23 protein-coding genes are annotated in these 22,264 nt (G+C 66.5%); 9 read left to right on the top strand and 14 right to left on the bottom strand.

The window, feature by feature from the left end; translation table 11 throughout:
* Window positions 1–42: 42 nt before the first annotated feature.
* A complete protein-coding gene (locus OVA12_RS08310) occupies window positions 43–462 on the bottom strand; it encodes a GNAT family N-acetyltransferase (RefSeq protein WP_268136197.1) in 420 nt (139 codons plus the stop codon).
* A 223-nt stretch (window positions 463–685) separates the two neighbouring features.
* On the opposite strand from OVA12_RS08310, the gene OVA12_RS08305 reads away from it, so the two are divergent.
* A complete protein-coding gene (locus tag OVA12_RS08305) occupies window positions 686–1,474 on the top strand; it encodes a siderophore-interacting protein (RefSeq protein ID WP_268136195.1) in 789 nt (262 codons plus the stop codon).
* A gap of 303 nt (window positions 1,475–1,777) precedes the next feature.
* Here the strand turns inward: OVA12_RS08305 and OVA12_RS08300 are convergent, their stop codons facing one another.
* Genes OVA12_RS08300 through OVA12_RS08280 form a run of 4 tightly spaced genes read right to left on the bottom strand, consistent with a single transcriptional unit; the run spans window position 1,778 to window position 7,551 of the window.
* Window positions 1,778–2,737 (bottom strand): ABC transporter substrate-binding protein, encoded by a 960-nt coding sequence (locus tag OVA12_RS08300; protein WP_268136193.1) that lies wholly within the window; start codon window positions 2,735–2,737, stop codon window positions 1,778–1,780.
* Between the two features lie 23 nt (window positions 2,738–2,760).
* Window positions 2,761–3,777 (bottom strand): ABC transporter permease, encoded by a 1,017-nt coding sequence (locus OVA12_RS08295; RefSeq protein WP_268136191.1) that lies wholly within the window; start codon window positions 3,775–3,777, stop codon window positions 2,761–2,763.
* Window positions 3,770–6,490, bottom strand: coding sequence for an ATP-binding cassette domain-containing protein (locus OVA12_RS23980; protein ID WP_442793823.1), 2,721 nt, complete (start codon window positions 6,488–6,490; stop codon window positions 3,770–3,772). The genes OVA12_RS08295 and OVA12_RS23980 overlap by 8 nt, the downstream gene beginning before the upstream one ends.
* Window positions 6,490–7,551, bottom strand: a complete 1,062-nt coding sequence (locus OVA12_RS08280) for a sugar phosphate isomerase/epimerase family protein (RefSeq protein ID WP_268136189.1) — start codon at window positions 7,549–7,551, stop codon at window positions 6,490–6,492. The genes OVA12_RS23980 and OVA12_RS08280 overlap by 1 nt, the downstream gene beginning before the upstream one ends.
* A gap of 148 nt (window positions 7,552–7,699) precedes the next feature.
* Here OVA12_RS08280 and OVA12_RS08275 point away from each other — a divergent pair, with 148 nt between their 5' ends.
* From OVA12_RS08275 to OVA12_RS08255, 5 genes are all read left to right on the top strand, one after another.
* Window positions 7,700–8,701: a LacI family DNA-binding transcriptional regulator gene (locus tag OVA12_RS08275; protein ID WP_268136187.1), complete on the top strand. Its 1,002-nt coding sequence runs from the start codon at window positions 7,700–7,702 to the stop codon at window positions 8,699–8,701.
* 99 nt (window positions 8,702–8,800) lie between these two features.
* Window positions 8,801–9,247 (top strand): DUF2147 domain-containing protein, encoded by a 447-nt coding sequence (locus OVA12_RS08270; RefSeq protein WP_268136185.1) that lies wholly within the window; start codon window positions 8,801–8,803, stop codon window positions 9,245–9,247.
* 382 nt (window positions 9,248–9,629) lie between these two features.
* Window positions 9,630–9,839: a cold-shock protein gene (locus OVA12_RS08265; protein ID WP_268136183.1), complete on the top strand. Its 210-nt coding sequence runs from the start codon at window positions 9,630–9,632 to the stop codon at window positions 9,837–9,839.
* A gap of 131 nt (window positions 9,840–9,970) precedes the next feature.
* Window positions 9,971–10,231 carry a hypothetical protein gene (locus OVA12_RS08260; RefSeq protein WP_268136181.1) on the top strand — a complete coding sequence of 87 codons (261 nt, stop codon included), beginning with the start codon at window positions 9,971–9,973 and terminating at the stop codon, window positions 10,229–10,231.
* 37 nt (window positions 10,232–10,268) lie between these two features.
* On the top strand, window positions 10,269–10,649 hold the full coding sequence (locus tag OVA12_RS08255) for a DUF6481 family protein (RefSeq protein WP_268136179.1): 381 nt from the start codon (window positions 10,269–10,271) through the stop codon (window positions 10,647–10,649).
* Between the two features lie 55 nt (window positions 10,650–10,704).
* Here OVA12_RS08255 and OVA12_RS08250 read toward each other — a convergent pair whose 3' ends face one another.
* The 6 genes from OVA12_RS08250 to fliK all read right to left on the bottom strand — a co-directional run bounded on the left by OVA12_RS08250 (window position 10,705) and on the right by fliK (window position 16,703).
* Window positions 10,705–11,418: a glutathione binding-like protein gene (locus OVA12_RS08250; protein WP_268136177.1), complete on the bottom strand. Its 714-nt coding sequence runs from the start codon at window positions 11,416–11,418 to the stop codon at window positions 10,705–10,707.
* A 113-nt stretch (window positions 11,419–11,531) separates the two neighbouring features.
* Window positions 11,532–11,999, bottom strand: coding sequence for a GNAT family N-acetyltransferase (locus tag OVA12_RS08245; protein ID WP_268136175.1), 468 nt, complete (start codon window positions 11,997–11,999; stop codon window positions 11,532–11,534).
* A 66-nt stretch (window positions 12,000–12,065) separates the two neighbouring features.
* Window positions 12,066–13,676, bottom strand: coding sequence for a glycosyltransferase family 39 protein (locus OVA12_RS08240; RefSeq protein WP_268136173.1), 1,611 nt, complete (start codon window positions 13,674–13,676; stop codon window positions 12,066–12,068).
* A gap of 126 nt (window positions 13,677–13,802) precedes the next feature.
* The gene (gene gatB / locus OVA12_RS08235; RefSeq protein WP_268136171.1) at window positions 13,803–15,284 is read right to left on the bottom strand and encodes an Asp-tRNA(Asn)/Glu-tRNA(Gln) amidotransferase subunit GatB; all 1,482 of its coding nucleotides are present in this window, start codon (window positions 15,282–15,284) and stop codon (window positions 13,803–13,805) included.
* Between the two features lie 232 nt (window positions 15,285–15,516).
* Entirely contained in the window at window positions 15,517–15,822 is a 306-nt protein-coding gene (locus OVA12_RS08230; protein ID WP_268136169.1) for an EscU/YscU/HrcU family type III secretion system export apparatus switch protein, read from the bottom strand.
* The gene (gene fliK / locus OVA12_RS08225; protein WP_268136167.1) at window positions 15,819–16,703 is read right to left on the bottom strand and encodes a flagellar hook-length control protein FliK; all 885 of its coding nucleotides are present in this window, start codon (window positions 16,701–16,703) and stop codon (window positions 15,819–15,821) included. Before fliK ends, OVA12_RS08230 begins: the two co-directional genes overlap by 4 nt.
* A gap of 98 nt (window positions 16,704–16,801) precedes the next feature.
* Between fliK and OVA12_RS08220 the strand changes: the two genes are divergently transcribed.
* Together OVA12_RS08220 and OVA12_RS08215 are read left to right on the top strand one after the other, a co-directional pair.
* On the top strand, window positions 16,802–17,713 hold the full coding sequence (locus OVA12_RS08220) for a hypothetical protein (RefSeq protein ID WP_268136165.1): 912 nt from the start codon (window positions 16,802–16,804) through the stop codon (window positions 17,711–17,713).
* A gap of 772 nt (window positions 17,714–18,485) precedes the next feature.
* Entirely contained in the window at window positions 18,486–18,737 is a 252-nt protein-coding gene (locus OVA12_RS08215) for a DUF6455 family protein (protein WP_268136163.1), read from the top strand.
* A gap of 12 nt (window positions 18,738–18,749) precedes the next feature.
* Here OVA12_RS08215 and OVA12_RS08210 read toward each other — a convergent pair whose 3' ends face one another.
* A complete protein-coding gene (locus tag OVA12_RS08210) occupies window positions 18,750–19,052 on the bottom strand; it encodes a phosphatidylglycerophosphatase (RefSeq protein WP_268136161.1) in 303 nt (100 codons plus the stop codon).
* Window positions 19,053–19,306: 254 nt separating this feature from the next.
* On the opposite strand from OVA12_RS08210, the gene OVA12_RS08205 reads away from it, so the two are divergent.
* Complete coding sequence (locus OVA12_RS08205) at window positions 19,307–19,564, top strand: YjhX family toxin (protein ID WP_268136159.1); 258 nt, start codon at window positions 19,307–19,309, stop codon at window positions 19,562–19,564.
* A gap of 545 nt (window positions 19,565–20,109) precedes the next feature.
* On the opposite strand, the gene mdoH is transcribed toward OVA12_RS08205, so the two are convergent.
* Both mdoH and OVA12_RS08195 read right to left on the bottom strand, forming a co-directional pair.
* Window positions 20,110–21,888 (bottom strand): glucans biosynthesis glucosyltransferase MdoH, encoded by a 1,779-nt coding sequence (gene mdoH, locus OVA12_RS08200; protein WP_268136157.1) that lies wholly within the window; start codon window positions 21,886–21,888, stop codon window positions 20,110–20,112.
* A 1-nt stretch (window position 21,889) separates the two neighbouring features.
* Entirely contained in the window at window positions 21,890–22,234 is a 345-nt protein-coding gene (locus tag OVA12_RS08195) for a hypothetical protein (RefSeq protein ID WP_268136155.1), read from the bottom strand.
* Window positions 22,235–22,264: the final 30 nt, after the last annotated feature.

Genomic DNA, 22,264 nt, shown 5'->3' with positions numbered 1-22,264 from the left:
GCATCTCCCCCTCAAGGGGGGAGAGGGGCGGGCCGCCCCCGATCACAGCTTCTTCTGCAGGAAGAGACGGCGGCGGCCGGGCGGGAAGTCGGGTAATTCGCCAAAGATCTCATAGCCTTGCCGCCGATATGCTGTCTCGGCGGCCGGGTTGAAGGTATCGATGAAGGCACCATGGCAGCCGCGCCGGCGGGCCTCGTCCTCGACGGCAGTGAGCATTTTCCCCGCCATCTGCTGGCCGCGCAGGTCTGGCGAGACGAACAGCCACTGCACGTAAAGCCAGCCCCAGGCGGTGTAGCCGGACACCCCGGCCTTCAGGGTTCCCGCCTCGTCCCGCACCAGCACCACGACCGGACGGCGGCCGGACGGGCCGACATCGGCGTCGTTGAAGGCGGTGAGTTCACGGCCGATGGCCTCGACATCTGCCGGATCGGCGCTGTCGGTGACGGTGAGGGAAAGGGTCATTTCAGGGCAGTCCAGGAGGGTCTGGCGACGCCGGAACGGCACGCGCCAACTTGCGCCAAAACCATGCCAAAACACGGCGATTCTGTCGCCCTTTTCCGACAAAGGGTGACACTCGATTTGATACAGGTTGCGACGGTCGCCGGGCTTGTCGGCAGACAATTTCTTGAGTAGAAAACTCATAATATTTTCCGACCCTCGCGCCCGTCAAAGGACCTCCCTCCCCATGCTCGACACGCCCACTGCAACTCCGGTCACAACTCCGGCCCCTACCCCGTCCGGCGACCCGATCCTCGAACGCCACCGCCACGAGCTGCGCCGCCGTGTGCTGACCGTCTCGGCCGTCGAGCGGCTGACACCGAACATGCTGCGCCTGACACTGTCCGGTCCAGACATGGCGGACTTCGTCTCCCTGTCACCCGGCGACCACGTCAAGATCTTCGTGCCGGACGGCACCGGCGGCGAGGCCATGCGTGACTACACCCCGCGCCGCTACGACACGGCCCGGCAGGAGCTGGTGCTGGACTTCGCCCTGCATGAGGCGGGCCCGGCGACCGCCTGGGCGCTGTCAGTGAAGGTGGGCGACGAAGCGAAGATCGGCGGGCCGCGTGGCTCGCTGGTCATTTCCGGGCCGATCCGCCACTGGCTGCTGATCGGCGATGAGACCGCCCTGCCCTCGATCGGCCGCCGCATCGAGGAAATGGCCGCCGGCGTTACAGTAACCAGCCTCGTCGCCGTGCCCTCGGCAGCCGACGAGCAGCCGCTGGAGACGGCCGCCGACCACACCGCCCTGTGGCTCCACCGCGGCGATCCGACCGACCCGGCCCCGTTCCTGGAAAGGCTGAAAGCGATGCACCTGCCGGAGGCGACCTTCGTCTGGATTGCCGCCGAGGCCGGCGTCGCCCGGGCGGTGCGTGACCATTTCCTGATCAGCCGCTCCCACCCCACCGCCTGGCTCCGCGCCGCCGGCTACTGGGTCGCCGGCGAACCGGACGGACAGGCGAAGGATCTGTAAGGAGAGGTGGCCGGAAGGGTAGCCGCTGCTGCGCGGTCCTTCGCGCGGGACACCACGACCGTCACCCCGTGCGAGAGCGCAGCGGAGACCCGGGGCCTACTCGTTCGCAGAGCCATGGTTACACCTATTAGCCAGATCAACGGCATCTGCGCGGCGGCATGGGAACGCATTGCACATTAGCAAGGCTCTGGAAATGAGTAGGCCCCGGCTCTCGCGTTGCTCGGCCGGGGTGACACAGGCGGTGCTTTCAGAAACAAAACAGCCCGCGCGGGTGCGCGGGCTGTTTCATGTCGGATGAACAGATCAGAACGGGCTGTCCGGATAGTAGAAACGGGCCGCGTTGTCCCTGTTGATCAGGGTCGAGCCGATGATGAAGCGGCCGTAGACCGGGGCGTCGGAGACGAAGCGCAGGGCCGTCATCTCGATGGCGGAGGAAATCAGCGCCGGCGGATAGGTGACGTTGACCGGGATCTGCTTGTCGCCGTCCATGATGCGCTTGATGATCTCCTTCATGCCGGCGCCGCCGACAACCCACATCTCGTCCTGACGCTTGGCCTGGGCGATGGCCTCGAGCACGCCGATGGCCATGTCGTCATCGGCAGCCCAGACCGCATCGATCTGGCTGTACTTGGACAGGTAGTCCTGCATCACCTGGAAGGCGTCGTCGCGGTTCCAGTTGCCGTGCTGCTTGTCGAGGATCTCGATGCCGGAGCCTTCAAGCGCCGTCTCGAAGGCGGCGACGCGCTCGTTGTCGAGGGTGGTCGGGATGCCGCGCAGGACGACGATCTTGGCACCGCTCTTCAGGTTGGCGCGGAAATACTCGCCTGCCACCTTGCCGAAAGCGGTGTTGTCGCCGGCGACATAAAGATCCTCGATGCCCTCGACCGACAGGCCGCGGTCAACGACGGTGACCCACTTGCCGGCGTCCTTGACGGCCTTGACCGGACCGGTCAGCGGCTCGCTCTCGAAGGGCAGCACGACGAGGCCGTCGATGTTGCGGGTGGCGAGCATGTCCTCCAGATCGTCCACCTGCTTGCCCGCCTCCCCTGCGGTCGCCAGCACGAAGTCGAGCTGCGGATAGGTCTCCTCCAGCCGGTTGATGGTCTGCTGGGCGTGCCAGTTGAGGCCGCCCATGAAGCCATGCGTGGCCGAGGGGATCGACACGCCGATGGTGTAGGTCTTGCCCTCCGCCTGCGCGGCACTGCCGAGACCGAGGGTCATCAGGACGGCCGCGACTCCGGCCAGGATTGTCTTGTGGTTCATGGCAAAGCTCCTCCCTTGCTTTATCACCGCCCTTCGGCGGATCCCTTGCCCCGCTGCAGAACCACAGCGAGGACGATGATGACCCCCTGGATCGCGCCGTTGAGATAGGGCGAGACCAGGTCGGCCAGATTGAGAATGTTGTCGATGAGGCTGAGAATGATGACGCCCACGACCGTGCCCCAGACGCGGCCGTAGCCGCCCTTGAGGGCCGTGCCGCCGATGATCACGGCGGCAATCGCCTCCAGCTCCCACAGGAGGCCGGTCGAGCCCGAGGCCGAGCCAAGGCGCGGCACATAGAGAATGGTGGCAAGGCCCACCAGAAGGCCGAGCACCACATAGGTCATCAGCTGCACCTGGGCGACGTTGACGGCCGAGTAGCGCGCAACCTTTTCATTGGAACCGATTGCTTCGCAGTAACGGCCGAAGCGCATGTGGCGCATGGCGATTTCGCCGAGGATGCCCACCAGCGCAAAGACCAGGATCGGCCAGGCGATGCCGAAAAGACCGTCGTAATAGACAGGCCGGTAGAACTGGCGGGCGGCGAAGTCGAGGCTGAGCGTGCCGCCATCGGCGATCCAGGTCACCAGCGAGCGGAAGATGCCCATGGTGCCGAGGGTGACGATGAAGGGCTCGATGCCGGCCCGGGTGATGAGGAGGCCATTGCCGAGCCCGGCGAGAAGACCGACGGCGATGGCAACCGCCATGCCGGCCAGCACCAGCGGCACACCGACACCGAGCACCGGCACCAGCGCGTTCATGGCGAGGATCATCATGCCGGCGATGAAGGCCGCCATGGAGCCGACGGACAGGTCGAGCCCGCCGGAGGTGATGACGAAGGTCATGCCGACGGCGATCATGCCGATGAAGGCGGACCGGGCGAGCACGTTGGTGATATTGCCGGCCGACAGGAAATTGTCGTTGAGCAGTGCCCCGGCGATCACCAGGACGATGAGCGCCGCCAGCGGCCCGAGCGCCGACAGGCTGAAGCGGGCAAAACCGGGCGAACGGGCGGCCTGAGGGGCGTGGGTGACGTCAGACATGAACAGGCTCGCTGGCTGGCTCGCTGGAGCGGGAGGCGGATGTGCCCATGATGAGCCGCACCACGGCGGTCTCGCTGATGCCCTCGCCCGCGAGTTCGCCTGCAACGCGGCCCTGCCGCATCACGAGCACCCGGTCGGACAGGCCGAGGATTTCGGGCATGTCGGAGGAAATGACGATGACGCTGCGCCCCTCGCGGGCGAGCCGGTCGATGAAGGCGTAGATCTGGCTCTTGGTGCCGATGTCGATGCCGCGCGTCGGCTCGTCGATCAGGATCACCTCGGGGCCGGGCAGCAGGGTCTTGGCGAGCAGGAGCTTCTGCTGGTTGCCGCCAGAGAGGTTGCCCACCTTCATGTCCCGGCGCGGGGCGCGAATGTCGAAGTCGCGGATGGCCGCGTCGAGGGCGACCTCCTCACGGTCCCGCGACACCAGCAGCGACCCGAAGCGCTCGAGCGCGGACAAGGTGAGGTTCTCGCGCAAGCTCTTGCCGAGCAGCAACCCGCGCTCCTTGCGGTCCTCGGTGAGATAGGCAATGCCGTGAGCGGTGGCATAGCGGGGCGTCGACAGCGACACGGGCTGCCCGTTGCGCCGGACCGTGCCGAAATGGGAGCGCAGGCCAGCGATGCCTTCAGCAAGCTCGGTGCGGCCGGAGCCGACGAGGCCGGCAATGCCCAGGACCTCGCCCCGGCGCAGGCTCAGGCTGACGTCGCTCACCAGCGGCGGCACGCTGAAGCGCTCCAGCTCCAGCACCACATCGCCGAAGGTGCTGCGGCGCGGCGGGAAGATGTCAGACAGGTCGCGGCCGACCATGGCGGTGGCCATGCCATCCTCGGTGAGCTCGCCCCGGACAGCCCGGCGGACGACGGCACCGTCGCGCAGCACCGTGATGCGGTCGGCGAGATGACTGACCTCGTCGAGACGATGCGAGGTGTAGAGGATCGCGGTTCCCGCTGCCCTGAGGCGCTCGATCTGGCGGAACAGCACGGCCACCTCGCGGTGAGTGAGCACGGCCGAGGGCTCGTCCATGATGAGGACGCGGGCCTTGCGCGACAGGGCCTTGGCGATCTCGACCATCTGGCGGTCACTGACGGGCAGGTCCCGGATGCGGGCGTCCGGACTGACCGCGCAGTCAAGGTCGGCCAGCAGGCGGGCTGTGTCGGCGCGCATGGCGGCATGGTCAAGGAAGAAGCCGCCGCGCTCGCGCCCGAGCCAGATGTTCTGGGCGACGGTCAGGTCCGGCGCGAGGTTGAACTCCTGATGGATGACGACGACGCCGCGCGCCTCCGCCTCCGCGCCGCCGGAAAAGTTCGTTTCATGTCCATCAAGACAAACGGAACCCGATGACGGCGCGAGATAACCGCCGAGGATCTTCATGATCGTCGACTTGCCGGCGCCGTTCTCGCCGATGAGGGCATGAACCTCGCCAGCGCGAAGGTCGAAGTCGATGCCGTGCAGGATCTCGATCGGGCCGAAGCTCTTGCGCACGCCGGACAAGGCCAGAACCGGAGCCAGCACCGGAGCTGGAGCCTGGTCCGGGGCCGGGGCGGCAGCCGCGCTCACAGCGACACCCAGGCGGCGTTGCGCTTCGACGAGGCAACGGCGGCAGCGATGAAGCGCATGCCCTTGAGGCCATCGTCCAGCGTCGGATAGGTGACGGCGGGGTCGGGCACGGTCCCAGTCCCTGATCCGGCCCCGGCGTGGCGGGCGTGGATGGCCCGCGCGGCCTCGAGGTAGAGCGTGGCGAAGGCCTCGAGATACCCTTCCGGGTGGTCGAGCTGGCACGCGGGTGACGCGGGCTGCGGGGGTAAGCACGCCCGCCCCGCCCCGGGTGATGAGCCGCTTCTGCTCGCCGAAGGGCGTGAACCAGAGGCGGTTCGGCTCTTCCTGGCTCCATTCCAGTCCGCCGCGGTCGCCATAGACGCGCAGGCGCAGGCCATTCTCGTTGCCCGGTGCCACCTGGCTGGCCCAGAGCATGCCGCGCGCACCCGAGGCATAGCGCAGCAGGATGTGGGCGTTGTCATCGAGCGGACGGCCGGGCACGAAGCTGGAAAGATCCGCCGAGAGGGCCGCAGGATCCTCGCCGGTGACAAAGGCGGCGAGGTTGAAGGCATGGGTGCCAATGTCGCCGAGCGCGCCGCCCTGGCCGGAGCGAGCCGGGTCGGTGCGCCACTCGGCCTGCCGGGAGCCGGTCGCCTCCACCCGCTCGGTGAGCCAGTCCTGGGCATATTCGACCTGGACGAGGCGCAGCTGGCCAATTTCGCCGCCCGCAACCATGGCGCGAGCCTGCCGTACCATCGGATAGCCGGTGTAATTGTGCGTGAGGATGAAGAGCGCGCCGGACTTTTCCGCCGCCCGTGCAAGCTGCTTTGCCTCGGCCATGGTCGCGGTCAGCGGCTTGTCGCAGATGACGTGGATGCCGCGGCGCAGGAAGGCAATCGCCGGTTCTGCGTGGAGGTGATTGGGCGTGACGATCGCCACCGCCTCGATGCCGTCCTTGAGCCGGGCCTCGCGCTTCGCCATCTCCTCGAAGCTCGTATAGGTGCGGGCCGGATCGAGGCCTAGCTCGGCGCCGGAGGCGCGGGCCCGGTCTGGCGCCGACGAGAGCGCGCCGGCGACCAGCGTGAAGGCGCCATCAAGGCGCGCGGCCATGCGGTGCACGGCGCCGATGAAGGCCCCCTGCCCGCCGCCCACCATACCAAGCCGGATCGGACGCATCAACGGCCCTCCAGTCCGAGGATACGGCGGTTCGCGGCCCGGTCGGTGCCGGCGGCGGCGAAATCGTCGAAGGCCCGCTCCGTGACGCGGATGATGTGATCGCGCACGAAGGCGGCTCCCTCGCGGGCGCCGTCCTCGGGATGCTTGAGGCAGCATTCCCACTCGACGACGGCCCAGCCGGGGAAATCCATCGCGGCGAGTTTGGAGAAGATCGCACCGAAGTCGATCTGGCCATCGCCGAGGCTGCGGAAGCGGCCGGCGCGGTTGACCCAGGACTGGTAGCCGCCATAGACGCCCTTGCGGCCGGTCGGATTGAACTCCGCATCCTTGACGTGGAACATGCGGATGCGTTCGCCGTAGATGTCGAGGTGGTCGAGATAGTCGAGCGCCTGCAGCACGTAATGCGACGGATCGTAGAGCATGCAGGCGCGGGCATGGCCGCCGACCCGATCGAGGAACATCTCGTAGGTGTCGCCGTCGAACAGGTCCTCGCCCGGGTGGATCTCGTAGGCGATGTCGACGCCGCAGTCCTCGGCATGGTCGAGGATCGGCCGCCAGCGGCGGGCGAGCTCGTCAAAGGCTTCCTCGATGAGCCCCGCCGGGCGCTGCGGCCAGGGATAGACATAGGGCCAGGCGAGCGCGCCGGAGAAGGAGGCCATCGCCGAAAGCCCGAGGTGACGCGAGGCGGTGAGCGTCTTCTTCACCTGCTCCACGGCCCATTCGGTGCGCGCCGCCGGCCGGCCGCGCAGGGCCTCCGGCGCGAAGGCGTCGAACAGCGTGTCATAGGCCGGATGCACGGCGACCAGCTGGCCCTGCAGATGGGTGGAGAACTCCGTCACCTCGACGCCGTTGTCGCGCGCCTGGCCGGCCCAGTCGTCGCAATAGCCCTTCGAGGCAGCGGCCTTGTCGAGGTCGATCAGCCGGGCATCGAGCGTCGGCACCTGGACGCCGGCATAGCCGCAGTCCGCCGCCCAGCGGGTGATCGCACCCCATGAATTGAATGGCGCGGCATCGCCCGCGAACTGGGCGAGAAAGAGGCCCGGCCCCTTGAGTGTCCGCATCTGCTCCTCCCTGAGCGATTGCGTGCTGTGCACTGCACAATGTAATCGTTTGCATGAACGGTATTATGCAAATGTAATCGTTTGCAAGGACAATTTTTACGCAATTTTTTTGATTGAGCCCACCCCGCAGGCGTCGTAAGACAGGATCATGAGAACAAACAGGCCGAAAATCAGTGACGTAGCCCGTGTTGCCGGGGTTTCGACTGCTACGGTGAGCCGCGTGCTGAGCAATCCGGATCTCGTCAGCTCGGACACACGCGAGGCCGTGCAGGAGGCGATCCGTGCAACCGGATATCGGCTGAACCTCGCCGCCCGCAACCTGCGGCATAGACGCACCGGCAGCATCGTGGCGCTGGTGCCGAACCTCGCCAACCCGTTCTTCTCCGAAATCCTGTCCGGCATTGCCGCCGTGCTGGGGGAAGCCGGCTACAATTTGCTGGTTGCCGACACCTGCCGAACCAGCGCGCAGGCGCTGATCGATTATGCTGAGCCCGGCCGGGCCGACGGCCTGATCGCGCTGGACGGACGGCTGCCAGCGGAGGAGCTGAAGGGCAAGGTGCCGGTGGTGGTGGCCTGCGAATGGATCCCGGGACTGGCCGCGCCGCGTGTGAAGATCGACAACCGGGCGGCGGCCGGACTGGCCATTGATCATCTGGTCGCGCTTGGACACCGGCGCATCGGCCATGTCAGCGGGCCGCGCGGCAACGTGCTGACCGAGGCGCGTATTGCAGGCACGCAGGACGCGCTCGCCGCGCAAGGGCTGCTACTGGCCCCTGCCGACCTGCACATCGGCGATTTCAGCCTCAGTTCCGGCCGCGAGGCGGCGGTGACCTGGCTGGCGCAACCGGCAGCGACCCGGCCGACGGCGATGTTCTTCGCCTCCGATCCGATGGCCTGCGGCTTCATCGGCGAGGTGCAGCGGCACGGGCTGAAGGTGCCGGAGGATGTCTCGGTCGTCGGCTTCGACGACATCGAGCTGGTGGCGCACATGTCGCCTCCGCTGACCACGATCCGCCAGCCGCGCCATGACATCGGGCGGCTGGCCGCCGAACGGTTGCTCGCCCGGCTGAAGGGCGAGACGGCGATGGACGACACGCTGCTGCCGGTTGACCTGGTGGTGCGCGGCAGCACGGCGGCGCCTGCTGCGTAAATCGATCTTCCCTTCCCTTACGACACGGCTTTTCAGCTGCAAGCAAAGGGCGTAGCCTTCCCTTTGCGTTAAGGGAACTACCCTTGGGAGGAGATACGCATGACCAATTCTGTCCGGACAGGCCGTCGCGGCCTGGCCTTTGCCTTTTTGCTGGCCGCAGCCGCGGCGCTGATCCTGCCGGCGGGTCCCGCCGCCGCGGCCGATGCCAAGGGCGAATGGGCCCGCCCAACCGGAACCTCACGCATCAAGATCGCCCCCTGCGGCGATGCCATCTGCGGCACGCTGGTGTGGCTTAAGGATCCGCGCAACGACGACAAGAACCCCGACGCATCCAAGCGCAGCCGCCCGCTGCTGGGCAGCCAGACGGTGCTGGGCATGAAGCCCACGGGCAAGGACGGCCAGTGGAAGGGCAAGGTCTACAACGCGGAAGACGGCGAGACCTACACCGGCTTCATCCAGATGGACGGCAATGACAAGCTGAAGCTGGAAGGCTGCGTCATGGGTGGTCTGCTGTGCAAGGGCGAGACCTGGACGCGGGTGAAGTAACCACGCCGGACAAGCTAGCGGACCGGTCGCAGCTGACCGGTCCGGACCACCCTGCCCGCGCCTGATCCTGCACAGGACAGGCGCTGTTTTTTCACCGGTGCGAACAGGTTTTCCGGTCGCTGGCAGGGCGAAAAAACATCCCGCAGACCGGGCAAATATTTCGATCAAAAATTGAATTCTTGCGGAATTTCCAAAATAGACAAAACCGCAGATTGACATTCTCGCCAAATTCTTCTATCTAAGTGTTGTCGATATTTGTTTGCCGGTCTTAAGTTATTACGCGAGTGGCACCGCGTTCTGAACTATCTCCCTTTCAAAATCGCTATCCCAATCCGTGGCGCGTCTGCGCCCCGGCACTCCCAATGCTATGAAAGGGTTCATCATGACCACTGGCACAGTTAAATGGTTCAACGCCACCAAGGGTTTCGGTTTCATCGAGCCGGACAACGGCGGCCCGGATGCCTTCGTGCATATCTCGGCAGTTGAGCGCTCCGGCCTGCGCGAAATCGTCGAAGGCCAGAAAGTCAGCTACGACATGGAGCGCGACAACAAGTCGGGCAAGATGTCGGCCTGCAACATTCAGGCAGCCTGATACGGAGACTGCTTTCCATTGACCACGGATGTACTGGCACTGTTGAAAGCATGACACCGATAAAGGTCAGGCCACAAGCCTGGCCTTTTTTATTACCTCTGATCGCAAAACCCTGTGCGAGGTGGACCACGATGACTGAAAAGCAAAGCAAGCTCCGCCAACAGGCCGAGATCGCCTTCGCCAAGGCCCAGAATGGAACCCAGACTGGCGCGCAGGCAGCGACCCAGGCCAATGTCCGCGTCAAAAGCCGCGCTGTCGAGGAAATCGACCTGATGGTGCAGGCCCGCAACGAGAAGACGATGGCTCTGAAACAGGCCCGCATCGCCAAGGAAGCGGAAGACCAAGCCAGGACTGCGGCCACGGCCGCTGCCAAGAAACACGCGAAGCCCTGAGTTTCGCTTGCCCCAACTCCGGATCCGGATATTCCCATTGAAGAAAACCAGAAGCAGCGACTTTTCCGACCGCAGCGTTGCGGCCGCCGACGCACGCCTGAAGCTCGTCGAGGCCCATCGCGCCGCCCGGGAAGCTGCTGAACCGACCCGCCTCGAGCGCCAGGCCGAGCGGCTGGCTGTCGCCACCGCGCGCGATCAACGCCGCGCCGAACGCGACGCCGCCAAGCGCGCCGCACAGGAACAGGCCGACGCGGAAGCGGCAGCCCTTTCGGCAGCCGCAGAAGCTGCCTCGCGCGAAGAAGCCGAAGCCCGGGAAAAGGCCAAGCTGGACCTGGCCTCGCGGGTCATGGAAGATGAAGCGGCCCGCAAGGCCGAACGCGACCGGCGCTACGCCAACCGCAAGGCGCGCCAGCGCTGATTATCGATGTACGACGGTGCGCCATGGGCGCGCCGTCCCATCCAAGCGATCCGCCTCAGCGGGCGCGCTGGTTGAAGAGGACGCTCTGCGCATCCTTGTTGTCGGCCAGCTGCAACTTCTCGCGCTCCTCACGGCCAACTGCCAGACCACGCTGGACGGCAGGACGGGCCTCAAGCCGGGCCTTCCAGGCCTTCACATTCGGAAATTCCTCGAGATCCATGCCCTGGCGTTCCCAGCCCTGGGCCCAGCCGATGATCGCCATGTCGGCGATTGTGTACTGGCCGGCGGCGACATAGTCGCGGCCCTCAAGGCGCTTGTTGAGAACGCCATAGAGACGGTGCGTCTCGTTGAGATAGCGCGTCATGGCGTATTCGATCTTTTCCGGCGCGTAGATCCGGAAATGATGGTTCTGACCCAGCATCGGGCCAAAGCCGCCCATCTGCCACATCAGCCATTCCTCGACCTCGACCCGGCCACGCTCGTCCGCCGGATAGAACTGGCCGAACTTGCGGCCGAGATACTGCAGGATCGCACCAGATTCGAATACGGAGATCGGCGCGCCGCCCGGCCCTTCCGGATCGACAATCGCCGGCATGCGGTTGTTCGGCGCGATGGCGAGAAACTCGGGCTTGAACTGGTCACCCTTGCCGATGTCGACCAGCTTGAGGTCATAGGGCACGCCCAGTTCCTCAAGCAGGATGGAGATCTTCCAGCCGTTCGGCGTCGGCCAGTAGTGCAGTTCGATCGGCTGGGTCTGGGTGACGGACATGCAAGGCTCCGCTGGTCGTGAGGACCAGCCGGGGTGCCGATCCATTCATCGTAGATGACCGATAAATTAGGCCGGCATCCGGTCAAGTTCAAGCGGCGACCGCACGGAACGGCTCAGAGCATTTTCTTGAAGCCAAAGTGGCTCTGCTCGAAACCGAGCCGCTCGTAGAAGCGGTGGGCATCCTTGCGCAGCTTGTTCGAGGTGAGCTGGACCATGCAGCAGCCTTCTGCCCTCGCCAGCGCCTCGGCGTGCTGCATCATCCGCGCACCAATCCCCTGCCCGCGCAGATCCGCCCGGGTATGGACGCTTTCGACAATCGCGCGGGGCTGTCCGCGAAAGCCGAGGCCGAGGCTGAAAGTGAGCTGATACGTGGCAGCAACGCTGCCATCCCGGGCATCGAGCACGACATAAAGCGCAGTCTCGGGCGCAGCAACAATCCGCTCGAAGGCCGGACGATAGACGGCAACGTCGTCCACCTCCATGCCGACGCGGGCACCGACGGCTCCGGCCTGCATCAGAGCTAGGATTTCGGGCAAATGCGCCTCGGTTGCCGGAACGATCGGATAATCCTCACTGACCATGATGCTCTCTGGATGCCTCGTGTCGGTCCACCCCAGTGCTGAAGCGGTGCGGACTGGTGTCACAGCTCAGTGACAGAATGACGACGACGGCACCAGCTCGGCGACACCGAAGGTGGTGACCCGGTGGGCGTCGTCCTTCCAGGGATGCGGCCAGCCGGCGGCAATGGCCCGCGGCGCGGCGGCAAGATCCTGAACTGGCAACCTGGGGAACCGGGCGAGAACATCGCTGCTTGCCAGGGACAGGGCACCGTCACCGGCCTCCCAGACGAGGAGGCAGATCTCGCGCGGCGGCGTCGGCGGACGCCAGGACGGGCCAACAATGCGTGCGCCGGGGAACAGCGCCCGCAGATTACCCGCCGTGTAGTCATCATCACCGATGAGGGTCGCCCGGTCCGGCCCAAGTTCGGCGAGATCCGGCACCAGCGCATCATAGGGCTTCATGTGCCGGCAAACCCCGCCGCAGAAGGCCCGCTCGGGTGCGACGAGGCCAGGAACGCGGATCAGGAACGCCAGAACGGCCAAGGCCAGCAACACCATGCCCAAACGCCGGAAGCGCTGCGGCTCGGACACACCAATGCGCGCGAACAACCAGACCGGCAGCAGCAGCAGCACCGGGTGCATGTGCCGTTCCTTCACATAGGTCGCCCCGCTGACCAGGATGGCGACGGCAGCAATCGCGATGGCAAAGAGCACCGTGCGGCCGCACAGCCGTGCAACCGCCGCGCGGGCGGACAACGGGTCGCCGCCTTCCGGTCGGCCCGGGGCAACTTCGCGCCAGAACAGGGCCAGCACCAGCACGAGGAACGGCATGGAAAAGCCGAAGAGGCTCCAGCCAAGACGCGCAAGGCCGAGCGCGGACCGGGCCGCGTGGCTTGTTGCCTCTCCTGTCACCAGAACCGCCGTGCTGGCCCCGACGAGGCCACGTGGCTGATCGAGCAGCCAGATGAGATAGGGCGCGTAGCAGAGCGCGGCGACACAGGCCGAGAGCGCAAGGCCTTTCGCTGACAGACGGCTGCGCCAGAACCGGTCGCTGATGACCGCCAGCGCCAGGGCCGCGGCGAAAAGCAGGAAAGAATGCTTCGACAAGAGCCCCGCCCCGATGGCGAGCCCGAGCAGCAGATAGGCGGCAGTGCCGCCGCGCAGCAGCGCCCGGACCAGCGCCAGCGTGGTCGCGGCGCAGGCCAGCACAAGAACCAGCGTGTGCGTGACGCCCTCGTGCAGGTTCCAGCCGAACTGGTACAGCGCGGAGAAGGACAGGACGCAGAAGGCTGCGGTGAGGGGCGGCATGGCCAGACGCGCCAGAGCCAGAAGGCAGGCGCAGGCGGCCAGGACCAGCCCGTATTTCAGGATCAGGAAGGACCAGATCGTCGGTCCGGTCAGCTGCTGCAGCGGCCAGAGCAGCCACTCGTACAACGGCGGCTGGCGCAGGCTGTAGCCGGCCTCAAGGGTCTGGAGAAACACGTTCTCCATCATGTCATCGGTGCCGATGACAGAGGATGACAGGCCGCGCAGCAGAAGATGGGCCAGCGCCCAGACAAGGACGAGCGTCAGGACGGCCATGGGCCGGGTCAGCCAGGATCCGCCTGCAGCGGTCACGTCTGCCTCTGGCACGGAGGCAGGGCCAATCCCGTTGCGACGGGACGGCTCATGGCTGTCGTTCGGGCGGACAGCAGTCATCAGGTCTCAAACGCAGCCAACGCTGCGCCCTCTCCCAGCCCCACAGGTGTTCCTGATGATCCGTCTTGCCCCCGACGGACCATTGTTGTCGTCAGGGCCCGGCCGTGACGGCCGGGCCCTGACGGTTCATTCGATGCCGATCTTGGCCTTCAGCAGGTCGTTGACGGCCTGCGGATTGGCCTTGCCCTGGCTTGCCTTCATCACCTGGCCGACGAACCAGCCGAGCAGGGTCGGCTTTTCGCGGGCCTGGGCGACCTTGTCCGGGTTGGCGGCGATGATCTCGTCAACCACGGCCTCGATGGCGCCGAGGTCGGTGACCTGCTTCATGCCGCGCGCTTCGACGAGGGCAGCCGGATCGCCGCCTTCGGTCCAGACAATCTCGAACAGATCCTTGGCGATCTTGCCGGAGATGGTGTCGGACTTGATGAGGTCGATGATGCCGCCGAGCTGGGCGGCGGACACCGGGCTGGTCTCCAGCGTCAGGCCTTCCTTGTTGAGGCGGCCGAACAGTTCGTTGATGACCCAGTTGGCGGCAAGCTTGGCATCCCGGCCCTTGGCAACCTGCTCGAAGAAGTCGGCAGAAACCTTTTCAGCCACGAGAACATCCGCGTCATAGGGCGTCAGGCCATAGTCGGCGACGAAGCGTGCCTTCTTGTCGTCCGGAAGCTCCGGCAGATGCGCAGCCAGTTCGTCGACATACTCTTGCGTGAACTCGAGCGGCAAGAGGTCCGGATCGGGGAAGTAACGGTAATCATGCGCCTCTTCCTTGGAGCGCATGGACCGGGTTTCGCCCTTCACCGCGTCGTAGAGACGGGTTTCCTGGTCGATGGAACCGCCATCCTCGAGGATCGCGATCTGGCGGCGGGCTTCATACTCGATGGCCTGACCGACAAAGCGGATGGAGTTGACGTTCTTGATCTCGCAGCGCGTGCCGAAGCCTTCGCCCGGACGGCGGACGGAGACGTTCACGTCGGCACGCATGGAGCCCTGGTCCATGTTGCCATCGCAGGTGCCCAGATAGCGCAGGATGATGCGCAGTTTGGTGAGATAGGCCTTGGCCTCGTCCGAGGAGCGCAGGTCCGGCTTGGAGACGATCTCCATCAGCGCGACGCCCGAACGGTTGAGGTCGACGAAGGACATGGTCGGATGCTGGTCATGCAGCGACTTGCCCGCGTCCTGCTCCAGATGGAGACGCTCGACACCGACAACCACCTGCTCGTCCGGCATGTCGAGGACGATCTTGCCCTCGCCGACGATCGGCTGCTTGAACTGGGAGATCTGGTAGCCCTGCGGCAGGTCCGGATAGAAATAGTTCTTCCGGTCGAACACGGACTTGAGGTTGATCTGGGCCTTCAGACCCAGTCCGGTGCGGATGGCCTGGGCGACGCATTCCTCGTTGATGACCGGCAGCATGCCCGGCATGGCCGCATCAACGAGGCTGACGTTGGAATTGGGATCCTTGCCGAATTCGGTCGAGGCACCGGAGAACAGCTTGGCGGCGGAGGTGACCTGGGCATGGACTTCCATGCCGATCACGACTTCCCAGTCGCCGGTTGCTCCCTTGATGAATTTTTTCGGATCGGGCGTACGTGCCTCGACAATCGTCATCTCGTCTCAAATCCTGTTCACATGCCAATCGGAACTTGCCAGTCACGGCATCCAGGCCGAAACGGGCAAGCCAGAGTTATCCACTCGGATCCGGGCCACGGCACGGGCCCGGTCCGGAGGAGGCCGTCCGGGCAGGCGCGGTCTTCTGTTGCCTAGACGGGAATTGCCTCCCCTGCAAGAGGGGGAAAGGGCATGGCGGCGAAATCACGTTGCGCGGCCGGGGGCATCGGCGTCAAGCGGCCGGAGGATGGGGCGACTGGCCGCTGCGCAGGATGAAACCGATCAGCACGGCAACCGCCTGATACAGCTCGGCCGGGATTTCCTCGTCAAGCTCCAGCCCGGACAAGGCCTCGGCGAGAATGGCATCGGCCTCGATCGGCACCCCGGCCTCGCGGGCGGCCGCGACGATGCGCTCGGCAACCGCGCCGCGTCCCTTGGCCGTCACGGTGGGGGCACCCTGCCGGTCATATTTCAGCGCCACGGCCAGACGCGGGGCCGCAACGGGGCCTTGTCGGGAAGGTGGCAGCTTGAGGCTCATGACAGGGTATCCGCCAGCTGGCCGCGCGAGGACGGAGCCTTGAGGATCTGCAGGCCGGCAAGGTCCAGTCCCTCCTCCGCCATTAGCGCCGACAGGGTTTCCTGCAAGCCCTGAAGCGCGGTGACGGTTTCCGGCTGCTCCGCCCGCAGCACCACGGCAATGGAACGGCCGCGCAGGCTGACGGCGGCCTCGACGGGCCCGGTCGAGGGCAGCGCCAGGGCAAACCGCAGCCGCCACTCGGCAGGACCGGCCGCCGATCCACCCTGCCCGCCGCCTTCCCGGCCAATGGCAAGCGAAAGCAGGCGGGTCTCGCCGCCAACCAGCAGCGGCACGTTGAGCGTGAGATCGGCACCCTTGCCCGCTGGCTGCGGCAGGGGCGCACTCTCGGCGGAACCGGCAGCCCGGCCCCCGCCCTGCTGGCGGACGATATCCTGCAGCAGCGTGTCATCCAGCGCCCTCGCAAGACGGGCGAGCGTGCCTTGGGTCTGTGCCTGTTCGCCGGTGCTGCGCGCCAGCTGCGTTGCCTCGCCTGGCGTCAGGCGCTCGCCGGTCGCCTGCGGGTCCGGCCGGGGCGTGGCGGAGCCACCGGGCTTAGCGGCAGAGGGCGTTGAGGCGCTCATCTGGTCATCGGCGACGAGGCCGGCGAGGGTCAGGAACAGATTGCGCAGGCCATCGGCCGGGCCACGGGTGGCTGTGCCCGGTTGCGCGCCGCGCGGCACCAGGAGCCCGGCGACGGCCTCAACCGCGTTGCGCAGGGCGGCCGGATCGGTGGCGGCCTCGACCGGCAAGCGCAGCGCGCGCAAGGTCTCGGTGAGCGGACGCAACCGGTCGGGCAGGCTCGCCGCATCGGGGCTGTCGAGCAAGGTCAGCACCTGCCCCATGGCCTGTTCCAGCTTTTGGCCTAGCAGGAAGGCGGGGCAAGGATGCCAGACGCGCGGTGTCTGCTGCCGGATTGGCAGCCGGGAGGCCAGAGGACGGCGTGCTGGCGGAGACGGCAGCGGTCCGAGGCGCGGCTGCAGCTGCTGCGCCTGCGGCCGGTTCCGCGCGAGGGGCCGACGCGGGTGCAGGACCGGGCGCGGCCGGGCCGTTGCCAGCGGCCGTGGCGGCTCCGGAGGTTGCGGGCGCTGGCTGGGCGCTGGTCGTCTGGGCGGCACCGGCCGAGAGGCTTGCGGGCGTGGGCACCGGGGCGGCGGACGATGCTGCCGCAGCCGACGGACCTGCAGGGACAGGCGCGGTGGCGGCGGGTTGCGCCTGCGACGCAGCTGGCGAGCTGCCGGGCAACGGCGTTGCCTGTGGTCCTGCCACGGTCGCGGCCCCGGCCACTGCCCCCGAAGGCAGCGGCGCGGCGAGGCCAGAGGATTGGGCCGCGCCCGGTGCGGATGGCACAGAGGTGGGCGGCTGCGAAACCGGTGGGCTTGAGTGCGTCGCTGCGGGTGATACGGCAGCCGGGCTTGCCGCTGTCGCAACAGAAGCGGCGGTCGCCGGGCCGGCAGAGACGCTGGCTGGAGCCGTGGACGGCACGGGCTGCCCCTGCCCCGAGCTGGCGGGTGGCGGGATAGGCGCGGTCGAGGGGGAAGCGCTGGAGGGCAAGGCTGGCGATCCGGAGCCTGCGGCACCGGACGGCGTCACTGAAGCACCGGATGCGGGCGCTCCGGAGGGCACGGACGCTGGAACAGGTGCGGTGGACGCGGCTCCGCCTACACTGGGAGCAGCAGATGCGCCGCCTGCGACCGGTGCTGACTGTGGTGCAGCAGTAGAACCGGTCACCGCACCGCCAGGCGTGCTTATAGGGGAAGTTATTGGGGCACTGTTCGGGGCATTGGCACTCGCAGGGCCAGCCGGTGCTGGCGTGGCGGGTGCGGGTTGGCCGGGTGCTGACGACGGCGGCTGAGAGCTGGTTGGAGCGCTGGCCGCGAGACTGGCGAGGGCGGTCGCAACGCTTTGGCGTGTCACGAGGGCAGCCTGACCACCGGAGGCAGCTGAAGCGCCTGCCGGAGGCGCAGCTGGTGGCGAGCTGGTGGCGGGGGCAGTAGGGGATGGCGGAACGCCGGCTCCGAGCAGCGGCGTGGGCAGCGGTGCGGAACCAGCGGGCGGCCGGGGCAAGGCGGACGGCGTGTCGGCCAGCGAATCTGCTGGCGATGCAGGAGATCCACCGAGAAAGGCGGCGAGCTGGCCCGGATTGACGGGACCAGCGGTGCCGGAGGGGCGTTGCGCCAGGGCATTTGCATCCACGCTGACGGTCAGCCGCAGTTGCGGTGTGGTTTCAGCGATCTCGATCCGGACAGGCGTTCCGGGGGGCAGCGGCGTGTCTGTGGCAACGGTGAGCGATCCGCCGGGCACCGAGAGGCGCATGGGCTCGCCGGCTGGCGAGGGCATAACCCGGCCGCCGAGGACCGTGCCCTTTGGCAGGGCCGACAGCGCCGCCGACGCATCGGACGACGCAGGCTGGGCCGTCGCTGGCCCGGCTGCGGATCCGGATGCTGGTGACCTCAAGTCCACTGCCACGGCCTGCCCCTTCCTGCGATCCAGTCACGAACCGACCAATCCTGCGTTGCCGTATTGTTTGCCGGGTCTTGATCAGGGTCAAGGCATGACACCGGCAAAGCAGCCATCGTGGTGCCATGGGACCCTGCAAATCCCGCAGGGCAAAGGAGACGTTGCACATGAGCTGGATGGATCGGCTGAACGAACGGGCCGAACTGATGGGCCGCATGATGCGGACGATTGGAGCCATGCAGGGCGCGCATGGGCATGTGGGCGCATCTGAAATCCGCCTCGCCGCCTCGCGCTGCATGGGCTGTGACCGCTCGGAGGATTGCCGTCACTGGCTCGACGCGCATCAGGACGGCGCCGAAGCTGCACCGGAGCTCTGCCCGAACCAGGACCTGTTCAAGACCTGGCAATCGCGCGGCTGACCCGGGGCGGTATCAGCTGCGCGGACGCAGGATGCCGCGCAGCATGTAGATCAGTGCGCCCGCAATCCCTGCACCGAGGAAGCGGAACGGAAACGCTGCCAAAGCGCCAACTTCCGGGGCAAACTGCGGCGCGCCGGACATGCGCATGGCCGCGTCGATCACCAATGACAGACAGGCCGCGCCAAAGGCGGCGACGCCGATCTTCACCCTGGCATCGGCATACCAGCCAAGCGCGGCGCCGATCAGCAGGGCCACGGGATTGAGGAGGCCAGCGAGGCCGATCAGGCTCGCCCAAGTGTCTTCTGTTCCAGTCATGTCCCCTCAATAGCCCTTCCCCGGCTTTTTGGCGAGTATCTGCGGCAGCTTGCGGCGTTTTCTCACAGGTTCGACTGCCCTTGCCCGTCTGGACCGGCTGTGGCAAGACTGAGGGGCACATTCAGGAGTTTTTATGCGCAGCACGTCCGAGGCCTGATCAGGCCCGGTCCACAGATCGGGCAACATGAACGCGGGCGCTCGCTTGCGAGTGCGGCGCTGCGCCCATTTTCCTGCGCATTCGGAATGATGCATCCATGGACATTTCTAAGTCGGAACAGCGAGTGCTGCACTTGCTGGCTCAGGGCGGCCATATTCTCATCGACCGTGATGACACCGGCCGGCTGTCGCACGCCTGTGTCGTCACTCGTGAAGGGTGGCACTGGAACGGCTGCCCCTTGCCCCTGTTCCAGAAACTCAAACGCCGCCGCCTCGTTGCCTCGCGCAATGGCGGCCCCTACCGGATCACCGGCCTCGGACTGACCCGCGTCCGCAGCCAGCTGAACAACCGCTAGGCAAACAGACAAGGCCGGAGCGATGCTCCGGCCTTGGGGAACTGGCCTTGTGGTCAACGACGGCGACTTGGTCCCTGATCCGATCTCTGCATATACAGGACGTCATCCCCGCCTTGTGCGGGGATCCAGCCGACGAGGTTCAGCGCCAAAAATGCGTCCCGGACCATGGCGAGGCTACATGGATCCCCGCACGAGGCGGGGATGACCGCTGAGGGACGGACTTGCGGACGGACCGATGTCCTCAAGGCCGGAGCGTATCTCAGGCCTCAGACTGACACGAGTTCGCAGCCAGCTGAACAACCGCTAGGCAAACAGACAAGGCCGGAGCGATGCTCCGGCCCTGGTGTTGGTCGCAAAGAAGGCTTTTTTCTCTGTCGTCATGGTCGGGTTGGTCCCGACCATCTTCAAATCATTGATTTGCGTAGATCCTCGGCACAAGGCCGAGGATGACGATGGTGAGGCTGCATGGATCCCCGCACGAGGCGGGGATGACCGTTGAGAGAAGGACGTGGCGTCTGCCGATATCATCCCGGCAGCGGCGGTTCTCAGGCGGCCTTGGCGGTTTCCTCCGGCTCGCGTTCGGCTTCGCCGAGCTGGCGGCGCATTTCGAGGATGACCTCGTCCGGCTGCAGCTCGTAGGGCGTCAGGAACAGGCCCATGGCGCGGAAGGCACGGCCAACGGCGACGGACGAGGTGAAGAACACCAGCAGCGGCGCGATGATGAGCGGCACGGCGATCGGCATCAGCCAGTACTGCAGGTCCGGCGTGTATTCGACGGCAAAGGCCAGCGCGGCGATCCCGCCGGCACTCATCCACCAGGTGGCCATGAAGCTGGAGCCGAAGGACAGCGAGCCATCGGCCCGGTCGGCCGCCGGCCAGCCGGAATCCCCGCCGAACATGATCTGCATCACCGAGCGGCTCTGGAACATCATGTGGATCGGCGCCAGCAGCGAGGTGATCACCAGTTCCAAGACGGCGCTCAGCGTCACCATCACCGGACCGCCGAAGTATTTCGCATCGCCGCGGATGAGCGCACGCACGAGCAGGATGGCCTTGGGCAGGATCAGGAGCGCGACGACGCCGAAGAGCAACGCCAGCGCCGTGGTGGTCTCCGGATGCGGGAACACCGGGAACGGTGAGCGCGCATCGAAGTAGACCGGCGGCGGGGCAAAATGCGGCGCGGCGAGCGAGGCAACGATGAAGGCGAGCCAGATCGGCGACGAAAGATAGGCAAAGATGCCCTGGACGATGGAAATGCGGCTCCACATCCGGAAGTGCGGCGCGGTGATCAGGCGCGCATGCTGCAGGTTGCCCTGACACCAGCGCCGGTCACGCTTGGCATAGGCGACCACGTTGGCCGGGGCTTCCTCAAAGGAATGGCCAAGATCCGGATCCACACGGACGGTCCAGTTGTCGCGCGCCAAAAGCGCCGCTTCGACCGTGTCGTGGCTGAGGATGTGTCCGCCAAAGGGCGGCTTGCCCGACAGCGAAGCCATGCCACAGGACTCGGCGAAAGCGCGGACACGGATGAGCGCGTTGTGGCCCCAGAACGGGCCTTCCGTGCCCTGGAGGGCCGCCACGCCGCGTGTGAAGACGGGCGAGTAGAACGCGGCGGAGAACTGCAGCACACGGCCGAACAGGGTGTTGAGGCCGATCACCTGCGGCAGCGACTGCAGCAGACCGAGCTTCGGATCGGCCTCCATCCGGCGCACCATTTCAATGATCGTGTCGCCGCGCATCAGGCTGTCGGCGTCGAGCACGAGCATGAACTCGTAGGCTCCGCCAGAGGTGCGGATGAAGTCGGCGATATTGCCGGCCTTGCGGCCGATGTTCTGGGTGCGGTTGCGGTAGTAGAGCCGTCCGCCGGCCTTGAGCTGGATCAGCGCGGCGCGATAGGCCTCCTCCTCCGCCGCGACGCTGGCAGCGCGCGTGCTGTCGGACAGGACATGAAAGTCAAAGAGGTCACCGTAGCCGGCCTGCTCGATCGAACGGTACATGGCCGCGATCCGGGCAAAGACGGGACCGGTGTCTTCGTTGTAGACCGGAACGAGGATGGCCGTGCGCTGGGTCGGGCGGCCGTTGAGCGTGGCGACCGGCGGCGGATTGAACAGCACGCCGAGAATGGCGGTACAGGCGCCCCAGGCGAGCCAGAAGGCTGTCAGCACGATGAGGCTGACGCGCAGGATATCGACCCAGTCAAAGCCATCGGACTGGACCACGGTGCCAAACATGGAAGCGGCGGCAACCGTCATGGTCGCCGCCAGCACGATGGCTCCGATCCGCCGGACGGCGACCGCGAAGCGGCCCTCCCCGGTTCCGATCATGTCAGCCTCCGACAGACGAGCGAGGACCGATCAGCCCGCGCAGGAAAGCCCGGAAGCTCGACGCGGACAGATCCATCCGCCCCTGCAGGTCATGCTCGGGCATGGCAAGGCCGACGCGCGGCTGCGGCAGCGGTGCGCAGGCAGCAACCTCGGCGATCAGGGCCGCATCGCCGCCCGACAAGAGGTCCTCGACAGACCCGGTCACCCCGATATGGACCATGGCCGAGGCCAGGGCGCCCATCAGCGAGGCGTCATCCAGATCCGGACGGTTGAGGCGCTGGCGCGCACACGCCAGGCCAGCAGCAAACGGATCGGCGGACTGGGCCATAACCACGTTGTCGTCCATCACAGAAGTCCCCAGGTCTTTCAGAACAAC

Source organism: Pannonibacter sp. SL95, assembly GCF_026672425.1.
Classification (GTDB): Bacteria; Pseudomonadota; Alphaproteobacteria; order Rhizobiales; family Stappiaceae; genus Pannonibacter.
This window is presented reverse-complemented; position numbering and strand designations above follow the sequence as displayed.

What these genes read in the sequence shown, in the direction of transcription:
- OVA12_RS08230 (WP_268136169.1), bottom strand. Translation starts at nt 15,822, where the DNA reads ATGAGCCTCAAGCTGCCACCTTCCCGACAAGGCCCCGTTGCGGCCCCG.
- OVA12_RS08275 (WP_268136187.1), top strand. Translation starts at nt 7,700, where the DNA reads ATGAGAACAAACAGGCCGAAAATCAGTGACGTAGCCCGTGTTGCCGGG.
- OVA12_RS08245 (WP_268136175.1), bottom strand. Translation starts at nt 11,999, where the DNA reads ATGGTCAGTGAGGATTATCCGATCGTTCCGGCAACCGAGGCGCATTTG.
- OVA12_RS08210 (WP_268136161.1), bottom strand. Translation starts at nt 19,052, where the DNA reads ATGACTGGAACAGAAGACACTTGGGCGAGCCTGATCGGCCTCGCTGGC.
- OVA12_RS08310 (WP_268136197.1), bottom strand. Translation starts at nt 462, where the DNA reads ATGACCCTTTCCCTCACCGTCACCGACAGCGCCGATCCGGCAGATGTC.
- OVA12_RS08295 (WP_268136191.1), bottom strand. Translation starts at nt 3,777, where the DNA reads ATGTCTGACGTCACCCACGCCCCTCAGGCCGCCCGTTCGCCCGGTTTT.
- OVA12_RS08215 (WP_268136163.1), top strand. Translation starts at nt 18,486, where the DNA reads ATGAGCTGGATGGATCGGCTGAACGAACGGGCCGAACTGATGGGCCGC.
- mdoH (WP_268136157.1), bottom strand. Translation starts at nt 21,888, where the DNA reads ATGATCGGAACCGGGGAGGGCCGCTTCGCGGTCGCCGTCCGGCGGATC.
- OVA12_RS08300 (WP_268136193.1), bottom strand. Translation starts at nt 2,737, where the DNA reads ATGAACCACAAGACAATCCTGGCCGGAGTCGCGGCCGTCCTGATGACC.
- OVA12_RS08280 (WP_268136189.1), bottom strand. Translation starts at nt 7,551, where the DNA reads ATGCGGACACTCAAGGGGCCGGGCCTCTTTCTCGCCCAGTTCGCGGGC.
- OVA12_RS08205 (WP_268136159.1), top strand. Translation starts at nt 19,307, where the DNA reads ATGGACATTTCTAAGTCGGAACAGCGAGTGCTGCACTTGCTGGCTCAG.
- OVA12_RS08270 (WP_268136185.1), top strand. Translation starts at nt 8,801, where the DNA reads ATGACCAATTCTGTCCGGACAGGCCGTCGCGGCCTGGCCTTTGCCTTT.
- OVA12_RS23980 (WP_442793823.1), bottom strand. Translation starts at nt 6,490, where the DNA reads ATGCGTCCGATCCGGCTTGGTATGGTGGGCGGCGGGCAGGGGGCCTTC.
- gatB (WP_268136171.1), bottom strand. Translation starts at nt 15,284, where the DNA reads ATGACGATTGTCGAGGCACGTACGCCCGATCCGAAAAAATTCATCAAG.
- fliK (WP_268136167.1), bottom strand. Translation starts at nt 16,703, where the DNA reads ATGGGGCAGGTGCTGACCTTGCTCGACAGCCCCGATGCGGCGAGCCTG.
- OVA12_RS08250 (WP_268136177.1), bottom strand. Translation starts at nt 11,418, where the DNA reads ATGTCCGTCACCCAGACCCAGCCGATCGAACTGCACTACTGGCCGACG.
- OVA12_RS08265 (WP_268136183.1), top strand. Translation starts at nt 9,630, where the DNA reads ATGACCACTGGCACAGTTAAATGGTTCAACGCCACCAAGGGTTTCGGT.
- OVA12_RS08240 (WP_268136173.1), bottom strand. Translation starts at nt 13,676, where the DNA reads ATGACTGCTGTCCGCCCGAACGACAGCCATGAGCCGTCCCGTCGCAAC.
- OVA12_RS08305 (WP_268136195.1), top strand. Translation starts at nt 686, where the DNA reads ATGCTCGACACGCCCACTGCAACTCCGGTCACAACTCCGGCCCCTACC.
- OVA12_RS08260 (WP_268136181.1), top strand. Translation starts at nt 9,971, where the DNA reads ATGACTGAAAAGCAAAGCAAGCTCCGCCAACAGGCCGAGATCGCCTTC.
- OVA12_RS08195 (WP_268136155.1), bottom strand. Translation starts at nt 22,234, where the DNA reads ATGGACGACAACGTGGTTATGGCCCAGTCCGCCGATCCGTTTGCTGCT.